The 24,191-nt window shown below is 70.4% G+C and carries 22 protein-coding genes and 1 tRNA gene; 11 read left to right on the plus strand and 12 right to left on the minus strand.

What is annotated here, in order from left to right:
- Window positions 1-30 precede the first annotated feature (30 nt).
- Window positions 31-951: a sterol desaturase family protein gene (locus OG598_RS23555; RefSeq protein WP_328651106.1), complete on the plus strand. Its 921-nt coding sequence runs from the start codon at window positions 31-33 to the stop codon at window positions 949-951.
- On the opposite strand, the gene OG598_RS23560 is transcribed toward OG598_RS23555, so the two are convergent.
- Window positions 896-1,393 (minus strand): SRPBCC family protein, encoded by a 498-nt coding sequence (locus tag OG598_RS23560; protein ID WP_328651107.1) that lies wholly within the window; start codon window positions 1,391-1,393, stop codon window positions 896-898. The two genes, OG598_RS23555 and OG598_RS23560, sit on opposite strands and share 56 nt — an antisense overlap.
- Window positions 1,390-2,016 carry a DivIVA domain-containing protein gene (locus OG598_RS23565; protein ID WP_328651108.1) on the minus strand — a complete coding sequence of 209 codons (627 nt, stop codon included), beginning with the start codon at window positions 2,014-2,016 and terminating at the stop codon, window positions 1,390-1,392. Before OG598_RS23565 ends, OG598_RS23560 begins: the two co-directional genes overlap by 4 nt.
- A 156-nt stretch (window positions 2,017-2,172) precedes the next feature.
- Between OG598_RS23565 and folP the strand changes: the two genes are divergently transcribed.
- The gene (gene folP, locus OG598_RS23570; RefSeq protein WP_328651109.1) at window positions 2,173-3,042 is read left to right on the plus strand and encodes a dihydropteroate synthase; all 870 of its coding nucleotides are present in this window, start codon (window positions 2,173-2,175) and stop codon (window positions 3,040-3,042) included.
- Between the two features lie 66 nt (window positions 3,043-3,108).
- On the opposite strand, the gene ndhC is transcribed toward folP, so the two are convergent.
- Window positions 3,109-3,486, minus strand: a complete 378-nt coding sequence (ndhC, locus tag OG598_RS23575; RefSeq protein ID WP_210781808.1) for an NADH-quinone oxidoreductase subunit A — start codon at window positions 3,484-3,486, stop codon at window positions 3,109-3,111.
- Between the two features lie 129 nt (window positions 3,487-3,615).
- Here ndhC and OG598_RS23580 point away from each other — a divergent pair, with 129 nt between their 5' ends.
- The 3 genes from OG598_RS23580 (at window position 3,616) to OG598_RS23590 (ending at window position 8,246) form a co-directional block, all read left to right on the plus strand.
- A complete protein-coding gene (locus OG598_RS23580; RefSeq protein WP_328651110.1) occupies window positions 3,616-5,094 on the plus strand; it encodes a hypothetical protein in 1,479 nt (492 codons plus the stop codon).
- A 277-nt stretch (window positions 5,095-5,371) separates the two neighbouring features.
- The gene (locus OG598_RS23585; protein WP_112673885.1) at window positions 5,372-7,219 is read left to right on the plus strand and encodes a 2-oxoacid:acceptor oxidoreductase subunit alpha; all 1,848 of its coding nucleotides are present in this window, start codon (window positions 5,372-5,374) and stop codon (window positions 7,217-7,219) included.
- Entirely contained in the window at window positions 7,212-8,246 is a 1,035-nt protein-coding gene (locus OG598_RS23590) for a 2-oxoacid:ferredoxin oxidoreductase subunit beta (protein ID WP_328651111.1), read from the plus strand. The genes OG598_RS23585 and OG598_RS23590 overlap by 8 nt, the downstream gene beginning before the upstream one ends.
- 67 nt (window positions 8,247-8,313) lie before the next feature.
- Here the strand turns inward: OG598_RS23590 and OG598_RS23595 are convergent, their stop codons facing one another.
- A complete protein-coding gene (locus OG598_RS23595; RefSeq protein ID WP_328651112.1) occupies window positions 8,314-8,958 on the minus strand; it encodes an FMN-dependent NADH-azoreductase in 645 nt (214 codons plus the stop codon).
- A gap of 82 nt (window positions 8,959-9,040) precedes the next feature.
- Between OG598_RS23595 and OG598_RS23600 the strand changes: the two genes are divergently transcribed.
- Window positions 9,041-9,520, plus strand: a complete 480-nt coding sequence (locus tag OG598_RS23600) for a MarR family winged helix-turn-helix transcriptional regulator (RefSeq protein ID WP_328651113.1) — start codon at window positions 9,041-9,043, stop codon at window positions 9,518-9,520.
- Window positions 9,521-9,590: 70 nt separating this feature from the next.
- Here the strand turns inward: OG598_RS23600 and OG598_RS23605 are convergent, their stop codons facing one another.
- A complete protein-coding gene (locus OG598_RS23605; RefSeq protein WP_112603739.1) occupies window positions 9,591-10,604 on the minus strand; it encodes a potassium channel family protein in 1,014 nt (337 codons plus the stop codon).
- A gap of 166 nt (window positions 10,605-10,770) precedes the next feature.
- Here OG598_RS23605 and OG598_RS23610 point away from each other — a divergent pair, with 166 nt between their 5' ends.
- From OG598_RS23610 to OG598_RS23630, 5 genes are all read left to right on the plus strand, one after another.
- Window positions 10,771-11,283: a SigE family RNA polymerase sigma factor gene (locus OG598_RS23610; protein ID WP_328651114.1), complete on the plus strand. Its 513-nt coding sequence runs from the start codon at window positions 10,771-10,773 to the stop codon at window positions 11,281-11,283.
- A 13-nt stretch (window positions 11,284-11,296) separates the two neighbouring features.
- Window positions 11,297-12,460 carry a hypothetical protein gene (locus OG598_RS23615; RefSeq protein ID WP_328651115.1) on the plus strand — a complete coding sequence of 388 codons (1,164 nt, stop codon included), beginning with the start codon at window positions 11,297-11,299 and terminating at the stop codon, window positions 12,458-12,460.
- A 113-nt stretch (window positions 12,461-12,573) separates the two neighbouring features.
- Window positions 12,574-13,071: a helix-turn-helix domain-containing protein gene (locus OG598_RS23620; RefSeq protein ID WP_328651116.1), complete on the plus strand. Its 498-nt coding sequence runs from the start codon at window positions 12,574-12,576 to the stop codon at window positions 13,069-13,071.
- 136 nt (window positions 13,072-13,207) lie between these two features.
- Window positions 13,208-13,807: a ClpP family protease gene (locus tag OG598_RS23625; RefSeq protein ID WP_328651117.1), complete on the plus strand. Its 600-nt coding sequence runs from the start codon at window positions 13,208-13,210 to the stop codon at window positions 13,805-13,807.
- Window positions 13,808-13,891: 84 nt separating this feature from the next.
- The gene (locus OG598_RS23630; RefSeq protein WP_328651118.1) at window positions 13,892-15,208 is read left to right on the plus strand and encodes a M23 family metallopeptidase; all 1,317 of its coding nucleotides are present in this window, start codon (window positions 13,892-13,894) and stop codon (window positions 15,206-15,208) included.
- Window positions 15,209-15,229: 21 nt separating this feature from the next.
- Here the strand turns inward: OG598_RS23630 and OG598_RS23635 are convergent.
- The 7 genes from OG598_RS23635 to ahcY all read right to left on the minus strand — a co-directional run bounded on the left by OG598_RS23635 (window position 15,230) and on the right by ahcY (window position 24,137).
- Window positions 15,230-15,302 (minus strand) — tRNA-Arg (locus OG598_RS23635).
- Between the two features lie 151 nt (window positions 15,303-15,453).
- Window positions 15,454-16,359, minus strand: a complete 906-nt coding sequence (locus tag OG598_RS23640; RefSeq protein WP_328651119.1) for a sigma-70 family RNA polymerase sigma factor — start codon at window positions 16,357-16,359, stop codon at window positions 15,454-15,456.
- Between the two features lie 4 nt (window positions 16,360-16,363).
- A complete protein-coding gene (locus OG598_RS23645; protein ID WP_328651120.1) occupies window positions 16,364-17,044 on the minus strand; it encodes an NAD(P)-dependent oxidoreductase in 681 nt (226 codons plus the stop codon).
- Between the two features lie 165 nt (window positions 17,045-17,209).
- Window positions 17,210-18,568 (minus strand): glycoside hydrolase family 6 protein, encoded by a 1,359-nt coding sequence (locus tag OG598_RS23650; protein WP_328651121.1) that lies wholly within the window; start codon window positions 18,566-18,568, stop codon window positions 17,210-17,212.
- A gap of 160 nt (window positions 18,569-18,728) precedes the next feature.
- Window positions 18,729-21,608, minus strand: coding sequence for an AfsR/SARP family transcriptional regulator (locus tag OG598_RS23655; protein ID WP_328651122.1), 2,880 nt, complete (start codon window positions 21,606-21,608; stop codon window positions 18,729-18,731).
- A 91-nt stretch (window positions 21,609-21,699) separates the two neighbouring features.
- Window positions 21,700-22,677, minus strand: a complete 978-nt coding sequence (locus OG598_RS23660; protein WP_328651123.1) for a carbohydrate kinase family protein — start codon at window positions 22,675-22,677, stop codon at window positions 21,700-21,702.
- Window positions 22,678-22,691: 14 nt separating this feature from the next.
- Window positions 22,692-24,137, minus strand: a complete 1,446-nt coding sequence (gene ahcY / locus OG598_RS23665) for an adenosylhomocysteinase (protein WP_328651124.1) — start codon at window positions 24,135-24,137, stop codon at window positions 22,692-22,694.
- Between the last annotated feature and the right edge of the window lie 54 nt (window positions 24,138-24,191).

A 24,191-nucleotide genomic window follows, 5' to 3' on the forward strand; every position in this document is an offset into this window, starting at 1 on the left:
TCGGAGCCACCCGACGGTGCGCCCCGACCGGTGACGGCGAGCGGAGGCCGCGCGGTGAAGGAGTTCCCGGACGTCATCGCCTGGTCGATCCCGGCCTTCGTGCTGCTCGTCGTGCTGGAGCGGGTCTCCTACCTGCTGCACCGCGACGACGACGAGGTCGGCTACGGCGGCGCCGACACAGCGACCAGCCTGACGATGGGGCTGGGCAGCATCTTCGCCGACCTGCTCTGGAAGGTGCCGATCGCCGCCGCGTACGCGCTGCTCTACGCGCTCACCCCGCTGCGGGTCGCCGAGCTCTGGTGGACCTGGCCGCTGATCCTGCTCGCGCAGGACTTCTGCTACTACTGGTCGCACCGTGGCCACCACGTGATCCGCATCCTCTGGGCCTCCCACGTCGTGCACCACTCGTCGCAGCGGTTCAACCTCTCCACAGCGCTGCGCCAGCCATGGACCGGCCTGACCAGTTGGGTGTTCTACATCCCGCTGATCGTGGCCGGCGTCCACCCGGCCGTTGTCGCGTTCTGCGGCTCGGTCAACCTGCTCTACCAGTTCTGGATCCACACCGAGCGGATCGACAAGATGCCGCGCTGGTACGAGGCGGTGTTCAACACCCCGTCGCACCACCGGGTGCACCACGCGTCGCAGGGCAGCTACCTGGACCGCAACTTCGGCGGCATCCTGATCGTCTGGGACCGGCTCTTCGCCTCGTTCGCGCCGGAACGGGAGCGCTGCGTGTACGGCCTGACCACTAACATCGGCAGCTACAACCCGGTCCGGGTGGCCTTCCACGAGTACGCCTCGATCGCCCGGGACCTGCGCGCCGCGGTGACCTGGCGACACCGGGTCGGGCATCTCTTCCGCGCACCGGGCTGGCAGCCGGCACCGGGCTCCCGGGTCAGGGCAGCCGGCCCTGCTCGACCAGACGGGCAAACCTCTTCAGCGCCTGGGTGAGGCCGAGCTTGGAACCGGGCCAGAGCACCGGCCACGCCAGTCGACCGGCCCGACCGCCCGGCAGGTGGAACCACTCGTGCCAGACGACCTGGGTGCGGTCCCGGTCCAGTTGGGTGCAGCGCAGCACCCCCGGGCCGCGCAGCAGCTGGCCGTGGTGCACGACGCCGATCTCGTACGGCTCGTCGACCCGGACGACCCGCATCTCGTCGCGCAGCGTCGCCCGGCCGAGCGCGGTCACCGCCTCGATCCGGCTGCCCTCGCGGCCGTCGCCCTCGACCACCCGGACGCGGGTGAAAGGAATCCAGTCGGACTGACGTTCCCAGGCGAGCAGCGCGGCGAACACCCGCTCCGCCGGGGCCTCGACGATCACCGTGGCGGTCACCTCACCGGCGCCGGGTCGGGACGCCTCGCGAAGATCGTCAGCGCCCTCCGGATCGGTCACGCCGACTCCGACCGAACCACCGCGTCGCGCTGCTCGGTGCCGGCGGCCTGCTCACGATCTGCCGGCTCGTCGTCGGAGGGAGCGGCGGCGGGCGCCACCCCATCGGAATCCGCAGGGGACGAGCTGGCGGCGGGCAACGGACCGGGAGTCGTCGAGCCGACCGGGGCCGAGCCCGCCTCGCCGGTCAGCGGCGCGTCTTCACCCGGCTCGGCTGCCTCACCCGACTTGTCGGCCGTCTCGGCCGGCTCGGCGGTGGTCACCTTGCTGGCGGACTGCTCGCGGGCCTGCCGCAGCACGTCCGCATCGTCGGTGCGCCCCTCACGCAAGGCGATGACCTCCGACTCCAGTACGCCGATCAGCTCGGACTTGTAACCGATGTCGTAGGCGGCACGGCGCAACGCCTGATCGACCTGGTCCATCCGGTACCCGCGCAACCCGGTGTCGAAACGGACCGCCCCCACGTCGGATTCGCGCAACGGGCGGGTGCCCGGCAACGCCACGGCCTGCGAATCCGGCTCGACCGGCACCAGGCCGGGATCACGCCCGCTGACCAGCACCGTCACGCCGAATATCACCGCCGCGACGGTCAACGCCACGACCAGGAGGAGCAGAAGCTGACCCATGTACTGATCGTGGCATGGCAGCCGGCCGGGAGCGACCCCGCCACCCGCCTCGATCACGATCGGTGCCGACGCCCGCCCGGAATCGTGGACGGGCGACCGACTAGCGTCGGGACCGGCCGACGCGGCGGCGACGGCGTGAACTTCCAGGAGGCGGGCATGGCCGGGGCGCTTCGGCTGGGTGGGCACACGTTCGCCCCCGGCGAGCTGGTGGTGATGGCGATCATCAACCGCACGCCGGACTCGTTCTTCGACCGCGGGGCCACCTACGCCGCCGACAGCGCTCTGCGCGCTGTCGAGCGGGCGGTGGACGAGGGCGCTGCCATCATCGACATCGGCGGCGTCAAGGCCGGCCCAGGCGCGGACGTGGACGTCGCCGAGGAGATCCGACGCACGGTGGACACCATCGCCGCCGTCCGCGCCGCGTTTCCGGAGGTGGTGATCTCCATCGACACCTGGCGGGCCGAGGTGGCGACGGAGGCCGTGGCGGCCGGGGCCGACCTCCTCAACGACACCTGGTCGGGCGTCGACCCGGCGTTGGTCCGGGTGGCCGCCCGGACCGGCGCCGGCCTGGTCTGTTCGCACGCCGGCGGGTTGACGCCGCGGACCAGGCCGCACCGGGCCGCCTTTCCCGACGTGGTCGCCGACGTGGTCGCGACGGTGACCGGGCTCGCCGAGCGCGCGGTGGCGGCAGGGGTACGCCCCGACGGCATCCTCATCGACCCGGCGCACGACTTCGGCAAGAACACCCGGCACTCGCTGGAGATCACCCGCCGACTGGACGAGCTGGCCGCGACCGGCTGGCCGGTGCTGGTGGCGCTCTCCAACAAGGACTTCATCGGTGAGACGTTGGGCCTGCCGGTGGCCGAACGGCTGGAGGGGACGCTCGCCGCGACGGCCGTCTCGGCCTGGTTGGGCGCCCGGGTCTTCCGGGCCCACCAGGTCGGCCCGACCCGTCGGGTGCTGGACATGGTGGCCTCGATCCGAGGCGACCGCCCGCCCACTGCCACCCGCCGAGGGCTCGCCTGACCGGTCGTCGCCGTAACCGACAGCGAACGGTCGGACGACCGACACGATCGCCGGAGGCAGTGGCGCTCAGGTCCAGCGGAGGATGTTCCTACGCCAGGCGTAGAGGATGCCGAGCGCGAGGACGGCCACGAACACCGCCATCTCCACCACCGTCACCAGACCGAAGCCCGGCCGGTCGAAGACCACCGCCCAGGGGAAGAGGAACACCGCCTCGACCGCGAACAGCACGTAGAGGTAGGCGTACACGTAGTAGCGGATCTGCATCTGCGCCCAGTCGGCACCGACCGGGTCGAGCCCGCACTCGTAGCTGGCACGCTTGCCCGGCGGGTCGGCCGGACGCGCCGGGCGTAACACCCTGTTGGCCGAGAACGCCGTAACGAAGAAGACAACGCTGGCGAGCAGCAGGAGCCCGAGCGTCGCGTACGAGCCCAGGTATCCGTTCACAGTCGGCAGCCTACCGGCCGCCCGGACGGGCCGTCCCAAACACGTTACGGATTTGTTTCCGGATGGGACTAGTGCACCGGGGCAACTGTTACCGAATATTGGACACCCACCCACGTCACCGGAGGACAGATGGCCCGCGTGAAGGCATCGCCCGGTAACCGGGCGGAGGGGCGACGTTCCACGCCCCTGCTGGCGACCGCGCTCGCGCTCGGCCTGCTCACGGCGCTCGCCGTGGGACCGGCCTGGGCCAGCGCGGCCGCACCGGACGCGGACCCGGCCGCCACCTCGGCCGAGCCGGTCAACGAGCCGGGAGGCGAGGAACCCCCGACCACACCGGCGGAGGAGCCCACCCCTACCGAAGACCCGGGCGGTGGACCGGAGCCGACCGAGCCGGCACCGGAAACCGCCGCGCCACCACCGGAGACGACGCCTCCGGCACCGGTGACCACCGCCCCGGAGGTCCCGCCAGTGCCGACCACCGGCGCGCCCGCGCCGGGCGGCACCACCCGACCGCCCAGCCCGGCTCCCCCGGTGCCACCGACGGCGCCCCCGGCCCCGCCGACGCCGCCGGCGCCGACGGTCCGTCCGCCCGCTCCGGGTTCGGCGCCACCGCCGCAGAGCCCGCTGGGCGTGCAGGTCACCACCGGCGACGTCACGCTCACCGAGGCGTACTGGAACACGCCGAACACGGCCGCCACCCTCCAGGTCACCGTGCACAACACCGGTACCACCACGGAACAGATCCGACTCTCGTACACGCTGCCCGCCGGGCTGACCGACGCCGGCACGAAGGGCTGCGCCGCCGCCGGTGGTGGGACGTACCGATGCGGTGCCTGGACCGCCGGTGCGGGCGTCCGGTTCAGCACGGTGCTGCGGCTGCGGGTCGCTGGCACGGCGTGGAAGCAGATGCCGCTCAGCGGCTCCGTCCAGGTCATCGCGGACGCGCCGGGAACGGCCGGGGAGGCGACCGACGACCAGGGCTTCGCGGTGCTCTTCCCAGCGGGCCCGCCGGTGCCCGGGATCGCGCTCGCCGCCGACGAGGTGGCCTTCGACATCAGCGGCGGCCCCAGCACCCTCACGCTCCGGTTGGGCAACACCGGCGCGGTGGACGCCGCCGGGCGGGTCGAGGTCGTCCTGCCGGCCGGCGTGACAGTGCCGACCCCGCCGCTCGGCTGCGTGGCGGTCGACCCGACGCGTACCCGCTGCGACGCCGGCGTGGTGCTGGCGGGCACGACCGCCGAGGTGCAGCTGCCGGTGGAGGCGACGCCGCAGGCGCAGCGGGAAGCGCCGCTGTCCGGGGCCGTGATCGGGCAACTCGATCCCCGCAGCGGCCCGACCCGTCGGGTGCAGATGAGCTTCCGGATCACCGCGGCGGCCGCGCTGGCCACGCCGGTGGTCTCCCCGCCCGCGCCGACCGGCTCGCAGGGCGTACTGCCCGCCGGCGCCACGACCGGAGACGGCGGGTTGACCTCGGTGGAGCGCACCGCGGCGATCCTGATCGCGGTGTCCGCGCTGCTGGTGGTGCTGGCTCTCACGCTGGCCACGACCTCGCTGCGCCGTCGGTTCGGCGGCCCGCCGCCCGAGCCCGCGCCCAACCCGGCTGACTGATCGACCGACGACCCCGGCAGCGCAGCCGGGGTCGTCGGCGCAACCGGTGGTGATCTGAATTACGGCGGGCGGGGCGTAACACCGCAAATGTGGGCGTTTCACCACCACATCGGGTCTCAGTCGGCGGACCTCCGGGGATGGTTAGGGCTCCCTTAGACGTAGGCTCTCAGGTGAGGAACGACAGCGGCCGGACCAGCCTGGGGCGGTGCGGTGAAGCGTTGCGTCAAGGAGGTTCCGTGGCCGGGCAAGCCCCGCAGTCGCGAACGAAGGTGGCACAGTGACCAAGCAGATCCGTCAACTCGACCGGGTGGTCATCCGGTTCGCCGGTGACTCCGGCGACGGCATGCAGCTGACCGGCGACCGCTTCACCTCGGAGACGGCACAGCTCGGCAACGACATCTCCACGCTGCCAAACTTCCCCGCCGAGATCCGGGCTCCCGCCGGCACCCTGCCCGGCGTGTCGAGCTTCCAGGTGCACTTCGCCGACTACGACATCCTCACACCGGGCGACGCGCCCAACGTGCTGGTGGCGATGAACCCGGCGGCGCTCAAGGCCAACCTGGCCGATCTGCCGCGCGGCGCGGACATCATCGTCAACACCGACGAGTTCACCAAGCGCAACCTCGCCAAGGTCGGTTACCAGACCAGCCCGCTGGACGACGACTCGCTGGCCGGTTACGTGGTGCACCCGGTGGCGCTGACCTCGATGACGGTCGGCGCGCTCGCGGCCCACCAGGTGTCCAAGAAGGACGCCGAGCGGTCGAAGAACATGTTCGCGCTCGGCCTGCTCTCCTGGATGTACTCCCGGCCCTACGAGTCGACGCTGCGCTTCCTGGAGCGCAAGTTCGCGGCTCGGCCGGAGCTGGTCGCCGCTAACGTCGCCGCCTTCAAGGCCGGCTGGAACTTCGGCGAGACCACCGAGGACTTCGGGGTCCGCTACGAGGTCAAGCCGGCCAAGATGAAGCCGGGCACGTACCGCAACATCACCGGCAACGCGGCGCTCTCGCTGGGATTGGTCGCCGCCGGGGTCCGCTCCGGGCTGCCGGTCTTCCTCGGCGCGTACCCGATCACGCCCGCGTCGGACATCCTGCACGAGCTGAGCAAGCACAAGCGCTTCGGCGTTCTCACAGTGCAGGCGGAGGACGAGATCGCCGCCGTCGGCGCCGCGCTGGGCGCCTCCTACGGCGGGTCGCTCGGCGTGACCACCACCAGCGGTCCGGGCGTGGCGCTCAAGAGCGAGACGATCTCGCTGGCGGTGGCGCTGGAGCTGCCGCTGGTGATCGTGGACGTGCAGCGCGCCGGCCCGTCGACCGGCATGCCGACCAAGACCGAGCAGGCCGACCTCAACATGGCGCTCTACGGTCGGCACGGTGAGGCGCCGGTCGCGGTGATCGCGCCCCGGTCACCGTCGGACTGCTTCTTCGCGGCGCTGGAGGCGGCCCGGATCGCGCTCACCTACCGCACCCCGGTGATCCTGCTGTCCGACAACTACGTCGCCAACGGCTCCGAGCCGTGGCTTCTGCCGGACGTGGAGTCGCTGCCCGACCTGCGTGTCGAGTTCGCCACCAAGCCCAACGGCGAGGACGGCACCACCTTCCTGCCCTACCTGCGTGACCCGGAGACCCTGGCCCGACCGTGGGCGATCCCGGGCACCGCCGGCCTGGAGCACCGGATCGGCGGTCTGGAGAAGGCCGACAAGACCGGCGACATCTCCTACGACCCGGCCAACCACGACTTCATGGTGCGCACCCGGGCCGCCCGGATCGAGACCATCCCCGTGCCCGACATCGAGGTGGAGGACCCGGACGGCGACGCCCGAGTGCTCGTCCTCGGCTGGGGCTCGACGTACGGGCCGATCGGCGCGGCGTGCCGCGGGGTCCGCCAGCGTGGCCTCTCCATCGCCCAGGCGCACCTGCGGCACCTGGCACCGATGCCGGCCAACCTCGGTGAGGTGCTCCGCTCGTACGACAAGGTGGTCATCCCGGAGATGAACCTGGGCCAGCTGGCCCACGTCATCCGGGCCCGCTACCTGGTCGACGCGATCAGCTACAACCAGGTCCGCGGCCTTCCGTTCACGGCCGCCGAGCTGGAGACGACGCTGGAAGAGGTGCTGAAGAATGTCTGAGCCCGTCGCCCTCAAGCTCACCGCGAAGGACTTCAAGTCCGACCAGGAGGTGCGCTGGTGCCCCGGCTGCGGTGACTACGCGATCCTGGCGGCCATCCAGCAGTTCATGCCCGAGCTGAACATCCCCCGCGAGCGCACCGTCTTCGTCTCCGGGATCGGCTGCTCGTCCCGCTTCCCGTACTACATGAACACGTACGGGATGCACTCGATCCACGGTCGGGCCCCGGCGATCGCGACCGGCCTGTCGGTGTCCCGGCCGGACCTGTCGGTCTGGGTGGTCACCGGCGACGGCGACGCGCTCTCCATCGGTGGCAACCACCTGATCCACGCGCTGCGGCGCAACGTCAACCTCAAGATCCTGCTGTTCAACAACCGGATCTACGGTCTGACCAAGGGTCAGTATTCTCCGACGTCCGAGGTCGGCAAGGTCACCAAGTCGACGCCGGCCGGCTCGGCGGACGCCCCGTTCAACCCGCTCTCGCTCGCCCTCGGCGCGGAGGCCAGCTTCGTGGGCCGGACCATCGACTCGGACCGCAAGCACCTCCAGTCGGTGCTGCGGGCCGCCGCGGAGCACGAGGGTTCGGCGTTCGTGGAGATCTACCAGAACTGCAACATCTTCAACGATGGGGCGTTCGAGCAGCTCAAGGACCCGTCCACGCGGGACGACTACCTGATCCGCCTGGAGCACGGCCAGCCGATCACCTTCGGGGCCGACGGGCAGTTCTGCGTGGTGCACCCGCCGGGTGGCTTCGGCCTGGAGGTCCGGGACACCAGCTCGGTCCGCCCGGAGGAGATCGTCGTGCACGACGCGACGGTGACCGACCCTGCTTATGCCTTCGCCCTGTCCCGGCTGCCCGGCCTGGACCTGCGCAACACTCCGATCGGGGTGTTCCGCTCGGTGGACCGGCCGTCGTACGACAGCGTGGTGCAGGCTCAGCTCGCGGCCGCCAAGGCGACTGTCACCGAGACCCCCGAGCAGCAGCTCGCCGGCCTGCTGGGCAGCGGCGACACCTGGACGATCATGTAATCCGTCCGCACTGACGAGAGCGGCCGTCCCCGATCGGGGGCGGCCGCTCTCGTCGTGTCGGCGCTGCTCAGCGCTGGGCGCTGGCCGGGGTCCAGAGGTTGTCGATCTCCTTCTCGGCCGCCGCGAGGCTCGCCTCGTGCAGCGGGATCAGCTCGGCCATCGCCGGCACGGACGGTGCCAGGGTCAGCTCGGCGCTGATGAAACGTGGCTGCATGCCGGTCATCGACAGGCCGTGCGGGAGCCACGGCTCGGCGTGGTCCCAGCCGTAACGAGGGGTGCCCTCGCCGTAGCCGCCGCCCCGGGTGGCCAGCACCACGAACTCGCGTCCGCCGAGCAGGCCCTCCTGCGTCGTCGGGTCGTACGCCAGCCCGGGAACGATCAGGTGGTCGACCCAGGACTTGACGCTGCTGGGCGCGCCGAAGTTGTAGAGCGGCAGACCGAGCAGCACCACGTCGGCCTGCTTCACCTCGTCGACCAGCCGCTCGCTGAGGTCCCAGGAGTCGCGCTGGGCCGGCGTGTGCTGGTCCGGAGGCGTCATCCGCGCCAGCCCACCGTTCGCGTCCAGGTGCGGCAGCGGTTCCGCGCCCAGGTCCCGGTAGGCCACTGTGCCGTCCGGGTGGGCCGCACGCCATGCGTCGACCGCGCGGGCGGTGAGCCGCCGGCTGACCGACCAGTCACCGCGGATGCTCGAGTCAATATGCAGTAGATGCATCATTCCTCCTTCAGTAATCGTTCGTGAGGCACCAACTATTTATAGCAGGCCGATGTTCCGCTGAGTCGGTAGACTGGGTCACATGTCCGCGCAGCCGCTCGACTCCTCCGAGCACCGCTCGGGCGCACTCCTGGACCATCTGGCCCGGCGGATGCGACTGCGGTCGGAGTCGGTGCTGGCGCCGCTGGGGCTACGCCCCCGGCATCTGGTCGCGCTCACAGTGCTGCGCGCCGGCGGCGGCACCGGGCAACAGGCGCTCGCCACCATCCTGGAAATGGACAGCACCAACATCGTCGGGCTGCTCAACGACCTGGAGGCGAAGCAGCTGATCGAGCGTCGGCGCTCACCCGAGGATCGCCGCCGACACGTCGTCGAACTCACCGAAGATGGGGCAAAACGCCTCAGCGAGGCCGAGTGCGCCCTGGCCGGCGCCGAGGACGAGGTGCTGGGCGCGCTGGACCCCGCCGAACGGGAGACGCTCTACGAACTGCTCAGCCGGGCGTCCACCGGCACGGCGGTCAGCTGCACCGAGGCGATCTGCGTCACCGACGACACCTGCTGACGCCGCCTCATCACAGCGGCGAGAGCGGCACCGTCATGCCAGCAGTCACACCGCGGCAGCGGTAGGACGATCAGGCGGTGGTTGCCGACTGGGGGCGATCGTCGCGTACGTGCACCAGCATGTCGCCGGTCTCGATCACCGCGCCGGCCCGGTCGGCCAGGGTGACCACCTTGCCCCGCCGCACCAGGGCGATCACCAACGACTCCAGCTCGCGCGGCGAGCGACCCACCTCGTCCCGCTCGGCGGAACGCATCGCCAGCGCCATGCCCTGGCCGGGAGTGAGCAGGTCCTCCACGACGTCGATCAGCGGCGGCGCCGAGGTGGACAGGCCGAGCAGCCGGCCCGCCGTGGCCGAGGAGACGATCACATGGTGCGCGCCACTCTGCTTGAGCAGCGGGGCGTTCTCCGCCTCCCGCGCCGCCGCGATGATGCGGACCTGTCCGGCGGTGAGCTGCCGTACCGTCAGCGCGACCAGCACCGACGCGTCGTCACTGTCGGTCGCGATGATCACGGCCTTCGCGTTCTTGACGTGCGCCTCGTTCAGCACCGACGAACGGGTCGCCGAGCCCTCGATCGCCACCAGCCCAGCCGAGGTGGCCTGCCGCAGGGCGGCGGCACTGCGCTCCACCACCACGATCCGCGAGCGGTCAAGACCGTTCTCCATCAGGGCGGAGACAGCGCTGCGCCCCTTGGTGCCGTAGCCGCAGATGATGACGTGATCCTTCACGGCTCTCCTCCACCGCGACAGGCGACGGCCGGTCCGGTACTGCTCGGTCAGAACTTCCAGTGTGGTGCCGACCAGGATGATAAGGAAGATCACTCGGGCCGGGGTGATGAAGAGGACGTTGACCAGCCGGGCCGACGGCGCGGCCGGGGTGATGTCCCCGTAGCCGGTGGTCGAGAGCGACACGACCGCGTAGTAGAAGCAGTCGAGGAGGGTGAGGCCGTCCTCGTTGACGTCACGGTAGCCGTCCCGGCCCAGATAGACCGCGGCGACCACGGCGAAGACCAGACCCAGGGCGGCGGCGAGCCGAAGGCTCAGCGCGCTCAGTGGGCCCCGGCGCTGCGCGGGAAAATGGATCACCGTCGAACCTGCTCCCCCGCCGTCGCCTGCACGCCCACAACATAGCGGGTACACCGTCGGCCGCACGCCCGGGTCGCGGCGGACAACCGGCGGCGCGCCCGCACCCGACTACCGGACGACAACGACGAACCGGTGCAGGCCGGCAGACGGAGGGGGCGCGACCCTCGTGACGACGAGCGGCAGACGGCGAGCCGAGGCCGACGACGAATACACCGAGTACGTCCGGTCCCGGATGGTGCAGTGGCGGCGCACCGCCTACCTGATGTGCGGGGACTGGGACCGGGGCGACGACATCCTGCAACGAGTGCTCACCGAGCTGTACCGCTCGTGGGCCCGGGCGCGGCAGGCCGATCACCTGGAAGCGCTGGTCCGCACCATGTTGGTGCGGCGACTGATCGACGAGCGCCGGTTGCGCTGGGCTCGGGTCCGCCTCGGCGCCGCACTGCCCGACGTGTCCAGGGCCTTTCCCGACCCGACCGACCGGATCACAGTGGTGGGCGCCCTGCGACAGGTGCCGCCACGCCAACGCGCGGTGTTGGTGCTGCGGTTTTTCCAGGACCTCAGCGTCGAGGAGACCGCCAAGGCCATGGGCTGCTCGACCGGAACGGTGAAGAGCCAGACCGCCAAGGGCCTGGCCACCCTGCGCACCCTGCTCGCCCCCAGCCTCACCGGCAGCTGAAAGGAGAAACGAGATGCTGGACGAACGCCAGATGAGCGACCTCATGCTCGCCGAGATCGAGTCGGCGGAGACACCCTCCCGGGTGCTCGACCTGGATCGGGCGATGAGCACCGTGCGCCGCCAGCGCCGCTTGGCGCGTGGGACCGGCGCGACGCTGCTCGCGGCGGCGCTGACCGTGGGCGCGCTGACAGTGCCCGACCTGCTGAACCCGGATCGTCCGCCGGCTGCCACGATGCCGTCCAGCGACGGCGAAAAGGCGGTCGCGACCGGCCTGCCAGCGGCGCTGACCACGATCGATCCCGCACGGGTGTACGTCCGATTCGGCTGGCTGCCGGACGGCATACGCAATCTCCAATACCAGGCCGGGCGGCCGCTCCCCGATCCCGGCGCGGGACCGGCAGCAGCAGCGTTAGCGGCTCGACAAGGTGGGCGCGTCTACCTCGGCGCAACCAGCAGCCGCAGCGGCGACCAGTGGCACGGCGTAGCGCTCACCCTCTCTCCGAAGGGGGCTCCGCCCCCTATGCCGCAGCGAGACAGCGGGCAGGCGGCCATCGTGACCGGCGCCAGTGCCGGGCCCGAACTGAACGGTGGGGCGAGCACCTTCACCGCCTACGCTGGCGCGGAGGCTCCGGAGACGGTCCTCGTGTGGCGGTACGCCCCGGACGGCTGGGCGCAGTTGCGGGTCTTCGGCACTGGGACGGACACGAAGGACACCGCCGTGCGGGTGGCCCGGTCGCTACGCTTCGGCGACGACCCGGTCCAGCTGCCGGGAAAGGTGGCTGACCTCCCGGCAGACCTGCGCCTGACCGCGGTCGACGTCACCGAGTCGCTGGAGCAACCTGGGTACTGGTACGCCAGCACGCAGTGGTCCTCGGAGGCCAGCGCCGGACCGGGCTCGGCGTTCGCCCGCGTACTCAGGGTCGGCATCTCCCGATACCGGCACGTCACCGACCCGTCCGACAAGGCATATGTCAACCCGAACACCACGATAGACGGGCACCCGGCGCGGTTCGGTGGAGAGAACGGCAACGAGTCGCTGACCGTCTACGACGTCAACGGGGCGACCGTGACGATCGACGACGACGCACTGCTGCCCGCCGGCGCCACCAAGGCCCTGTTCCGCAGGGTGACGCTGGTGCCCGAGCCGGCCACCTGGCACACCCATCTGCACCGGTGAGAGCCCCGGGTCCGCGCCGTCGGAGCGGCGCGGACCCGGTCGGGTCGGTCCGGACGGCCGGGAACGGGCATGATGAGGGTGTTCCCGACGACGACCGCGAAAGTGAGGCCGGCATGTCGTTGCTGCGACGAGTGATCGGTGGGGTGCTGCGCCGCCACCGCCAACGTCAGGGCCGCACGCTGCGCGAGGTGGCCGCGTCGGCCGACGTCTCCGTGCCCTACCTCTCCGAGGTCGAGCGGGGCCGCAAGGAGGCCTCGTCGGAGGTGCTCGCGGCGATCTGCCGGGCGCTCGGCATCAGCCTCGCCGACCTGCTCGGCGAGGCCCGCGACGACATGCGCCGGGTCGAGCCGCGCCTCCCGGCCACGCCGCGCGCCGCGCTCACCCACCTGGAGCGGGTCGACGCGACCCGACGCGAGATCGGCAACGCCACACTGCTGGTGGGTCCCCGCACCAGCGGGTTCGTCCTGCACCAGGGAGCAGGGTTCAGCGAACCCACCCTCGACGTCGACGCGTTGGCCTCCGCTGGCGGCTCGCGCCCCGGCCCGCGTACCGCCGCTCTGGCTGACTGCGCACAGACCCGGCTGGGCCTGCGGCGGCTGACCGCCGCGTAGGCCGCGCGGTTCTGCCGTCGGCGGATCTGCCGGCGGCAGAATCACTGGGCCAGCCACCGCCGTCGCCCGCACGCTGAAGGTGCCGGTCCACCGGGTGGTCCCCACCGCCCGCCGGCACGGCGGAAGGCGACGGCACATGATCGGGTACAACGTGCGAATGCTGGAGGGCGGGCAGCCGTCCTTCGGCGACCATGTGTTCGAGCGGCTGCTGCGGGAGCGGATCGTCTTCCTCGGCACCGAGGTGACGGAGGAGTCGGCCAACCAGATCTGCGCGCAGATCCTGCTGCTCGCCGCCGAGGACGACAACCGGGACATCTACCTCTACATCAACTCGCCGGGCGGTTCGGTGAGCGCGGGAATGGCCGTCTACGACACGATGCGCTACGTCCGCAACGACGTGGCGACGCTGGCGCTCGGGTTCGCCGGCTCGATGGGGCAGTTCCTGCTCTGCGCGGGTGCGGCCGGCAAGCGGTACGCGCTGCCGCACTCGCGGATCATGATGCACCAGCCGTCCGGCGGGATGGGCGGAACCGCCGCCGACATCACCATCCAGGCGGAGAACATGCTGCACGTGAAGCGGACGATGCAGGAGCTGATCGCCCAGCACAGTGGACGGACCCTCGACGAGATCCAGCGGGACTGGGACCGGGACCGTTGGTTCACCGCCGAGCAGGCCCGGGAGTACGGCCTCATCGACCAGGTGGTCACCCGAGCCGAACAGCTGCCAACGCTCTGATCAACGTCTGGTAGCGGCGGCACCGTCAGGCCACCCCACCCATTAGCCTCCGTAGATATCTTGGCGGGCGCAGAAGGAGTGGGAATGACGGACGGTCACGAAGGCAGCTGCTGCGGCGACGACACGACCACCTCCGCCGTGAGTCGCCGCACCATGTTGCGCGCGGCGGTGCTGGGTGCGGGCGCCATCAGCACCGGTGGCCTGCTGGTTCCCGAGGCCGCACAGGCCGCACCGTCGATCTACAACCCGTTCGGCGCCTACCCGATCACCGACACCTGGGAGGGTCACCTCCGCCGCGGGTCACTCGGCGGCATCGACTTCGGGATGGGGGTGGGCACGGCGTTGCCGGCCTGCGGCGCCGGCACCATCCAGAACACCCCCAACAACGGCACGGGCGGGCACACCGTCACGATCCAGCACGCGGACGGGTACCGCAGCCAGTACCTGCACCTGTCGCAGTTCCTGCTCGGCAACGGTGCCAGCGTGGGCCCGGGCACGATCGTGGGCCGCTCCGGCGGCGCGGCCGGCGCACCCGGCTCGGGCAGCTCGACGGGCCCCCACCTGCACTGGCACATGATCGACCCGTCCGGCACCCGGATCAACCCGCTGGTCTTCATCCAGCAGAACCCGGCCGACCAGCCCCGTCAGGTGTTCGAGGCGGCCAGCAACGCCGGCTGGCGCGCCCTGCCGGTCTCCGGCAGCGCGGGCGCGGTGACCGGCACGGCGACGACCGCGATCACCCTCGGATCCACGAAGATCCTCTACACCCTCAACGGCGGCCGCATCCACGAGGCCGCCAGCAACGCCGGCTGGACCAACCTGTGGACCGGCATCCACGGCGCACAGGGCACCGCACTGGCCGCGATCAACCTCGACGGGGTGAAGCTGGTCTACAACGTCGTCGACGGGTACGTGCACGAGGCCGCCAGCAACAACGGCTGGCGCAACCTCAACACCGGCATCGGCGGCGCAAGCTCGTCGTCGATCTCGGTGATCGCGCTGAACGGCGTCAAGTACGTCTACAGCATCGTCGGCGGCTACGTACACGAGGCGCACAGCGCAAACGCCTGGCGGAACCTGAACACGGGCATCCCGGCCTCGGCGGTAGCGGCTATCACGGTGGGCAGCACGAAGATCCTCTACACACTGAACGGCGGCCGGGTCTACGAGGCCGCCAGCAACGCCGGCTGGGCCAACCTGTGGACCGGCATCTACGGCGCACAGGGCATCTCGCTGGCAGCGCTCAACGTCAACGGGGTGAAGCACATCTACAACGTCGTCGACGGGTGGGTGCACGAGGCCGCCAGCAACAACAGTTGGCGCAACCTCAACAGCGGGGTCCGCGGCACCCGGGCCGCCGCTCTGGGGCTGGACGGAGTCAAGCTGATCTACGCCGTCTGACCGGCCCGCTGCGCTGTGACGTGCCCCCGGCAGGATTCGAACCTGCGACACACGGTTTAGGAAACCGATGCTCTATCCCCTGAGCTACGGGGGCGCGAACGGTAAGTGTAACGACCTGCGGGTCAACCGGCGTTGGCAGGGAGTGACCCGCGTTGACCTCGGCGAACCCCACACTTCGCGCCCAGACCCGATCCTCCCCCTCGTCTAGACCTCGCCGCCCGCGACGCGGGCGCAAGCAGGGTCCGTTACCGCGCTGCGCCGGAATGACGCGCGGATGACCTGCCAGAGCCATTCGGCGGCCAACGGAGCTTGTCCGGGTCGAGGATCATGTCGATGGCGACGATGCGTTGGTCGTAGACGGTGAAGCCGACTACGGCGATGGGCCTGCCCCGCCGGTCGCGGGCGACAACCCCGGCGGCTCCGTTTACCAACGCAGGAGCGCAGAGACGCGCGAACCGTGGCCCGGCGTCGGCCGCGCGGGAGGCCACGGCACGGGCACCGGTGAGTAGGGCCGGCGCGAGCCGTGCACGGCGTCCGTGGTCGGAGCGGAACACCACGTCGGGGTCCAGCAGGGTCAACAGGGCGCCGAAGTCGCCGGCGCGGGCGGCGGCCAGGAAGGCGTCGACGACACGTCGCTGGGCGGGCAGGCCGGCCCGGGGCTGCGGAGCGCTCTCGCGCAGGCGCCGCCGGGCTCGGCTGGCCAGCTGCCTGGTGGCCGCCGGTGTACGTCCCACGATGGCGGCCACCTGCTCGAACGGCATGCCGAACATGTCGTGCAGCACGACCGCGAGCCGTTCGGCGGGTTCGAGGCTGTCCAGCACCACGAGCAACGCGATGCCGACCGCGTCGGTGTGCAGGCTGGCTTCCTCCGGATCCCCGTACTCACTGACCAGCGGCTCCCAGGTTGCGCTCAACTGCTCGCGGCGCGCTTGCCGGGCCCGCAGCATGTCGATGCACACCCGCCCTACGAGCGTGGTCAGCCACGCCGCAGGGTTGGTGATCGCGGTCGGGTCGGCGCGCGTCGTGCGCAGCCACGCCTCCTGGAGCGCGTCGTCGACCTCGGCCTGCGAGCCCAGCAGTCGATAGGCAACGGCCCGCAGATGCGGGCGGTGCTGCGCCAACTGCTCGGCAAACCACTGCTGGTCGTCCATGTCCCTATTTCCCGAACGCTTCCCGCCGCAGCATCGCCAACAGCGTCGGGGTGCCCTCGGCGGTGGTGACGGCCACGGTCCGCCTGACCCAGGCGGTGTCGGTGGCCTGTGCCAGCAGACAGGCCGCCAGGTCGGCTCGGCTGGTGAAGATGCCGTCGGAACGACTCTCGGAGAGCCGGTAGCGGGTGACGCTGTCGCTGTCGAACAGCCCCGACGGGCGCACGATCGTCCAGTCGAGGTTGCTGTCCCGCACCAGCTTCTCCATGGCGCGCATGTCGTCGTAGGTGGACTTGCCGATCGTGGCGGTGACCAAAGGCTGGATGACCCGGTTGAGCAGGAACCCGCCCTCGGCATGGTGATGCGGCTCGGCGGCGCTGGAACTGACAACGACGAGCCGCCGCACACCCTCGCGGCGCATCGCGGCCAGGACCGTCGCCGTGCTGTGGCTGTAGAGCCTCACCGGTCGCCGAGTGAACGGCGTTCCGAGCGTCGACAGCACCACGGCGGCACCACCCACCGGGACCTCCACTGTGGCATCGGCTGCCACCACCTCCAGGCCGGGGCCTCTGACCGGGAACGACTGCGGCTGCCGGGTCACCGCCCGTACGTCATGGCCGGCGTCCAGCGCCTGCTGTACCAGGCGACGGCCCGTGCTCCCGTTCGCGCCGAGAACGACGATACGCATCCGGTGTGCTCCCTTCCGAGATGGCTTCGAAAGGAACGTCGATCCGCGCGGTTGGTTTGTGACGAACCACAGGTCAGGTAGAACGCCCCCGGCCCGTGCCGCATGGCGGGGCGGGCCCGACGCGGGGAGGCATCCTCCACGCCGGGCCCGCCGCATCGGCTCGGGTCAGCTGGTCACGCAGGCGGCCGTCGTGCTCGGACCGGTGCCGGTGCCCTGGAAGCCGAAGCTGGTCGACTGCCGGCCGAGGACCCGCCCGTTGTAGCTCACGTTGGTGAACCCCACGGTTCCGCTGGTGCCGCTGGCCTGGGCGCTCCAGGTGCTGGTGACCGCGCCGCCGGGCAGCGCGACGGTCACGGTCCAGCCGTTGATGTCCGACTTGCCGGCGGTGACCGTCACGCTCGCTGTGAAACCGCCAGCCCACTGGTTGACCGCGATCGACGCGTAGCAGCCGTCACCGGCCGGCGGCGAGGTCGGCGGGGTCGTCGGCGGCGTCGTCGGCGGGGTCGTCGGCGGGGTCGTCGGCGGGGTGGTGGTGGGCGGGTTCGGCGCGCCGTTGGCCAGGCTGAAGGCCAGGTCGGGCTGGAACGAACCGGCCGTGAAGCGGCAGCCGTCCGCCTCCCCGGGCGGCTTCACCCAGAGGTAGGCGTCGATGTTGCCGTCACCCGTGTTGGTCGTCGGGTACTGCCCGATGCGCCGGTCGGTGTTGTCGTCGCCGCACCAGTCCCCGCTGGCACCCCCGTTACGGCTGGTGTCGATGACCTGGCGCTTGCCCGAGATCCCCATGCCGTTGAGGGAGGAGATGACCGCCCGACCGAAGTTCGCCTCGCTGGAGGTGGAGTTGTAGTTCGACACGTTGGTGAAGAAGCCGTCGGCGTACTGCACGCCGGCCGCCCGGAGCCGGTTGGCCGTCTCACCGGCGCTGTTCCAGGTGGAGTGGCCGCCGTCGAGGTACACCTTGGCGTTGGGGTTGCCCGACTTGATGGTCCGGGTGGCAGTCGAGATCGCCGCGTTGCGCGCGTTGATCTCGGCGCTGCTCAGGCACGTCAGCAGAGCGAGCGAGTCGGTTTCCAGGATGATGATGACGGTCTGGTTGCCCAGTCCCCTGGCGAAGTTGGACACCCACGTCTGGTACTGGTTGAGGTCCGGCGCTCCACCGGCGCTGGCACCGCCGCAGTCCCGGTTGGTGATCTCGTAGACGGCCAGGACCGGGATCTGCTGCGCCGCGTTGGCGGCGCCGATGAACCCGGAGACCTCGGACTGCACTGTCGAGGGGTTGAAGTTGGCGAACCAGCGCGCCTGCGGCTGACTCGCGACCTTGTCGCGGATGACGGCCGTGCGCGAGTCGCCGGGGTTGGCGGCGACCCAGCGGACGACTGCCGAACTCGGGTCACGGTAGAGCGACCCGGACAGCGTGCCGGCGGAGGCGCTGCTGACGGCGAGGCAGACGCCGACGGCGGTGGCGCCCGCGACGGCCGCCACGCTGAGGGCCGCCGATCTGCGGCGGAGCGAGGAGAGGATAGCCACGACGTGTTGCCTCCAGATCACATGGATGTATCCAACTTCATGGGAGCGTTCCCATGGACGTTAGCGGAGGAGCGCACCGCTGCCAAGGTGTGGACAGCCGTCGATGGGTTGGATATCCGTGTCTGGGGGTTCGTGTCTGATTGTCACGACCGGCGGGAGGTCAGGAGCCGTAGATGCTGACCTTCAGCTTTTCTCGAATGGCTGCCGCCTGCACCTCGTCGCGTCCGTTGTAGACATCCAATGCTTGATGCCACACCTTCCACGCTGAGGCCAGGTCACCCGCGGCCTCGTGGGTGTCGCCGAGGCGGGCCAACGCGCTGGCTTGGAGAGTGGTCTCACCGACCTCTGCAGCCAGGTTGACCGCGCGCCGCCCACACGAGAGCGCCTGGGCGTGGTCGCCTCGTTGGTGGTGAACATGCGCCAGGCTGTCCCACACGTACGCCTCACCGTGGAGGTCGCCCAGGCGTTGCATGAGAGTGACGGCGCGTCCGCAGTAGTCGAGAGCGCGGGTGTGGTCCCCCAGCAGGCTGTGGTACCACCCGACCGCGTTGAGTGCGCTGGCCTCGCCAGCTTCGGGGCCCACCTGCCGGTGGAGGTCCAGCATCTGTTGGGCGTGCGCCAGCGCGTCACGGTAGCTTCCCTGACGCTCGGCCAACCAGGACAGATTGCTGTGGACCTGCGCCTGTCCGGTCCGGTCCCCGATCTCGACGTACAGATTCAAGGCAGAGCCGTGGTGCTGGCGGGCACGTTCGTAGTGCCCCAGGCGGGTGTGGGCGTTGGCGAGGCCGCGATGACAGCGCGCCTCGGCCCTGCGGTCCTTCAGCCGCTGCGCAGCGACGAGACCAGTGGCCTCGACCGCAGCCCACTCGTGCCACCATCCGCATCGGTTGAGGAAGGTGGTCAGTGTCCAGCCAAGTTGCCACGCGTGCGAGTCGAACCCGTCCGAGGCTGCCATGTCGACCGCCGTGACGAGTGCCCGCCGTTCGTGCGTGAACCAGGCGAACGCCGCGTCGCTGTCGGTGAGGATCTCCGTGGTCACGCCGGGCTGCGGCGCCGCGAGGTCGATCGAGTCACGCCGGTGCGGATAGATCAGGCGATCGGCGACATGGGCGGTGTTCAGGTAGTGGTCGAGCATCCGATGCCGCGCGGCGCGCCGATCGCGCTCGGTCTCGTGACCGTCGACGAGTTCGCGCGCGTACGCGCGCAGGAGATCGTGGAGCGCGTACCGGTCGGTCGAACGCCGCTCGACCATGTGGACGGCTACGAGGTCGGCGAGCAGTCGGCTGGTCTGGTCCAGCGGCAGGCCGGCCAGGCTGGCGCAGGTCGAGACGGCCATCTCCAGGCCATGATGCAGGCCGAGCAGGCGGAACAGTCGGGCGTGCTCGGGACTGAGAGCGCGGTAGGAGCCGGAGAGAACCGTCCGGAGGTCGGACCGCGGATCGTCCCCGGCAAGGACGTCCAGATCCCCGCCGCTCGCGAGGCGACCGGCGAGGACCTCGATCGAGAGCTGGGCGTCGGTGGCCGCACGCGCCGCGACGATGGCCAGCGCCAGGGGTAGACCTGCGCACCGGCGGATGATCTGGTCGACGGCTCCCGCGTCCCGCACGACCCGGGCGACGCCGAGGCGGCGGGTGAGCAACTCGTGCGCCTCCACCTCGGTCAGCATGCCGAGCGCCACGGGTTGAGCGCCTTCGTTCACGACGAGTCCGGTGAGCCGGTTTCGGCTGGTGACCACGACCAGGCAGGACGGGCTGCCCGGAAGCAGTGGGCGTACCTGTGCCGCGTCGCGGGCGTTGTCCAGCACGACCAGCACCCGCCGGTCGGCCAGGACGCTGCGGTAGAGACTCGCCTGCGCGTTGAGCCCGGGAGGTATCCGGTCCGGCGGAACGTGCAACGCTTCCAGGAAGTCTCGTAGCACGTCGGTCGGCTTGAGGGCCGCCGTTCCGTCCGGGCCGAACCCGTCCAGGTTCACAAAGAGCTGCCCGTCCGGGAAACGGTCACGGACCCGATGTGCCCAACGGACGGCCAGCGCGGTCTTGCCGACACCGGCATGGCCCACGATGGACAGGACACTCGGGGGCGGCTGGTCAGTGGGCTCGGTCGCCAGAGCCGCATCCAACTCGGCCAGACTGGAAGAACGGCCGACGAACAGGGCCCCTTGCAGGGGAAGTTGAGCCGGGCGAACAGGTGTCGCACCGGCGCCGGACGCAAGGGCGACGCCCTCGGGACGCGCCGACGGGTCGAGGGCTCGGTCTTGCCGAAGAATCGCCTCGTACCTCCTCCGCAGCTCGTCGCCCGGGTCGACGCCCAGTTCGTCGGCGAGCGTGGAAGCGACGCGCTGGTACGCCTCGATCGCCTCGGCCTGCCGCCCGGACTGGTAGAGGCCGGTCATCAGCATGGCCGCGAGCCGCTCCCGCAGCGGATGTTTCGCCACCAGATCAGTCAGTTCGGCGACCACGGCAGCCCCGCCGCCGAAGGCCAGCTCGCACTCCAGACACTCTTCGAGAACCGCGATGCGCAACTCCTCCAATGCGGCGGCCTCGCGCTCCAGCACGATTCCGTTCAGATCGGCGAGAGCGGGACCTCGCCACATCGACACCGCCTGACGCAGCACGACGGCGGCCTTACGCTTGTCGTCGAGCGCGACCAGGCGTCGCCCCTCGGACACGGCATCCTTGAATCGGGCGAGGTCCAGCTGACTCGCGTCGACCCGAAGCCGGTAGTTGGCGCGCTCACCACCCAGCAGGTGCGCCGCACCGTAGCGGTCAAGTGTGCGACGCAGCTGCCAAATTCCGCTGTGGATCTGGTTGCGAGCTGTCGCGGGCGGGTCCCCGCTCCAGGCGATGGCGATCAGGTCTGCGGCGGACACCAACTGACCGTGGCGGAGAAGCAGACCGGCCAGCAGCCTTCTCTGCCGCTCGCCGCCCAGCTCAACGCGTTGGTCGCCAGCGTGGACCTCCAGGGGCCCGAGCACCATGAAGTCGATCGGCACCGCCACGATGACACCCCCGTTGTGCAGATCGGCCCGTAGGGTAGTCATCCGGTGTCACTGTGTCAAGATCGAGCTTCGCTGGTCGTCGTCAATCGTCTGAAGACCACCCAGGGAAGGGCCTCTCCCCTGGCTGGCCCGATCAGACCCGAGCCAACCCCAGTGCCCGCACGTCGACAGCGACGTCCGGGCCGTAGGAGTCGGCGATGCGGCGCTCGAAAGCGTCGGCGTCGATCGTGTATTCCTGCGGGCCCTCGACCTCCAGCACGTGCGCCGCCAGTACGCAGCCCACCTGCGCCGCGCGCTCGATGGGCAGATCGGCGGCGAGCGCGGCGAAGAAGCCGGCCCGGAAGCCGTCGCCGACGCCGGTCGGGTCGACGATGCGACCCACTCGCGCCGCCGGGACCAGGAAGTCGCAGTCCTGCCCGGTGACGCGTACCCCGTTGGCGCCCAGGGTCACGACCCGCACGCCCACGCGGCGCAGGATGTCGTCCTCGCTCAGCCCGGTCTTCGACTCCAGCAGCGCCGCCTCGTACTCGTTCGTCAACAGGTAACGAGCGCCGTTGATCATTGCCTCGATGTCGGCCGACGGCATCCGGGCCAGCTGCTGTGACGGGTCGGCGGCGAAGGGCAGGCCCAGCCGGCGGCAGGCGGCGGCGCGGGCGAGCATCGTGTCCGGGTTCTCCGCGGCGACGATGACGAGCCCGAGCCCGCCGGCCCGTGCGGCGACACCGTCGAGATTGATCCGGTCGGGCTCGCCCATCGCGCCGGGATAGAACGACGCGATCTGGCAGAGGTCGGTGTCGGTGGTGCAGATGAACCGGGCGGTGTGCGCGATGGAGCTGACCTGCACCTCCGAGCAGTCGACCCCGTGCCGCTCCAGCCAGCCGCGGTAGTCGCCGAAGTCGCCGCCGACCGCGCCGAGCAGTACCGGCCGGTGCCCGAGTTGGGCGAGCCCGAAGGCGATGTTTGCCGCGACCCCGCCGCGTCGGACGACCAGGTCGTCGACGAGGAACGAGAGCGAGACGGTGTCGAGGCTGCCGGCGATGAGTTGCTCGGCGAAACGCCCGGGAAAACGCATCAGATGGTCGGTCGCGATCGAGCCGGATACGGCGATCATGCGGACGGGCCCTCTCAGTAGCGGTAGTGGTCGGGCTTGTAGGGCCCTTCGACCGGGACGCCGAGGTAGTTGGCTTGTTCCTTTGTCAGTTCGGTGAGGCGGACACCCAGCGCGGAGAGGTGGAGTCGGGCCACCTTCTCGTCCAGGTGCTTGGGGAGGGTGTGGACACCGATCGGGTACTGGTCGGTGCTGGTGAACAGCTCGATCTGCGCGATGGTCTGGTTGGCGAAGCTGTTCGACATCACGAAGCTCGGATGCCCGGTGGCGTTGCCCAGGTTCAACAGCCGCCCCTCGGACAGCACGATGATCGAGTGGCCGTCCGCGAACCGCCACTCGTCCACCTGCGGCTTCACTGTGATCCGCTCGACGTCCCCGCGTTTCGCGAGACCAGCCATGTCGATCTCGTTGTCGAAGTGACCGATGTTTCCCACTATCGCCTGGTGCTTCATCCGCGCCATGTGCTCGTTGGTGATCACGCTGAAGCAGCCGGTGGCGGTCACGAAGATGTCAGCGGTCTCGACAACGTCGTCGATGGTCGCGACCTGGTAGCCGTCCATCGCGGCCTGGAGCGCGCAGATCGGATCCACCTCGGTCACGATGACCCGCGCACCCTGACCACGCAGACTCTCGGCGCAGCCCTTACCGACGTCGCCGTAGCCGAACACCACGGCGACCTTCCCGCCGATCAGCACATCGGTGGCCCGGTTGATACCGTCGATCAACGAGTGCCGACAGCCGTACTTGTTGTCGAACTTGCTCTTGGTCACCGAGTCGTTCACGTTGATCGCCGGGAACATCAGGTTCCCTGCCTGCTGCATCTCGTACAGCCGGTGCACGCCGGTGGTGGTCTCCTCGGTCACCCCCTTGATCCCGGCAGCGACCCGCGTCCAGCGGCGGTCGTCCTCCCGCAGCGACCGCGTCAACACACCGAGGATGACCTCGTACTCCTCGGAGTCGGCGCTCTCCGGTGACGGGACCGCGCCGATCGCCTCGAACTCGGCGCCCTTGTGCACCAGCAGTGTGGCGTCACCACCATCGTCGAGGATCATGTTCGGGCCCTGCCCGTCCGGCCAGAGCAGCACCTGCTGGGTGCACCACCAGTACTCGTCGAGGGACTCGCCCTTCCAGGCGTAGACCGGGACACCCGCCGGGGCGTCCGGGGTGCCGGTCGGGCCGACCGCGACCGCCGCCGCCGCGTGGTCCTGGGTGGAGAAGATGTTGCAGGACGCCCACCGGACCTGCGCGCCGAGCGCCACCAGCGTCTCGATCAACACGGCCGTCTGGATCGTCATGTGCAGCGAGCCGGTGATCCGCGCACCCTTCAACGGCTGCCGCGAGGCGAACTCCCTCCGAATCGACATCAGACCCGGCATCTCATGCTCGGCCAGCTCGATCTCCTTACGCCCGAAGGCCGCCAACGACAGATCCGCCACCTTGAAATCGCTGAAGTCGCCAGTCATGCCCGCACCCTCTCCCACCCGCGTCGAGGACCGTTGGAGTCCCGTTCAACCGGG

The organism is Micromonospora sp. NBC_00330 (assembly GCF_036136635.1).
Lineage (GTDB): Bacteria > Actinomycetota > Actinomycetes > Mycobacteriales > Micromonosporaceae > Micromonospora > Micromonospora salmantinae.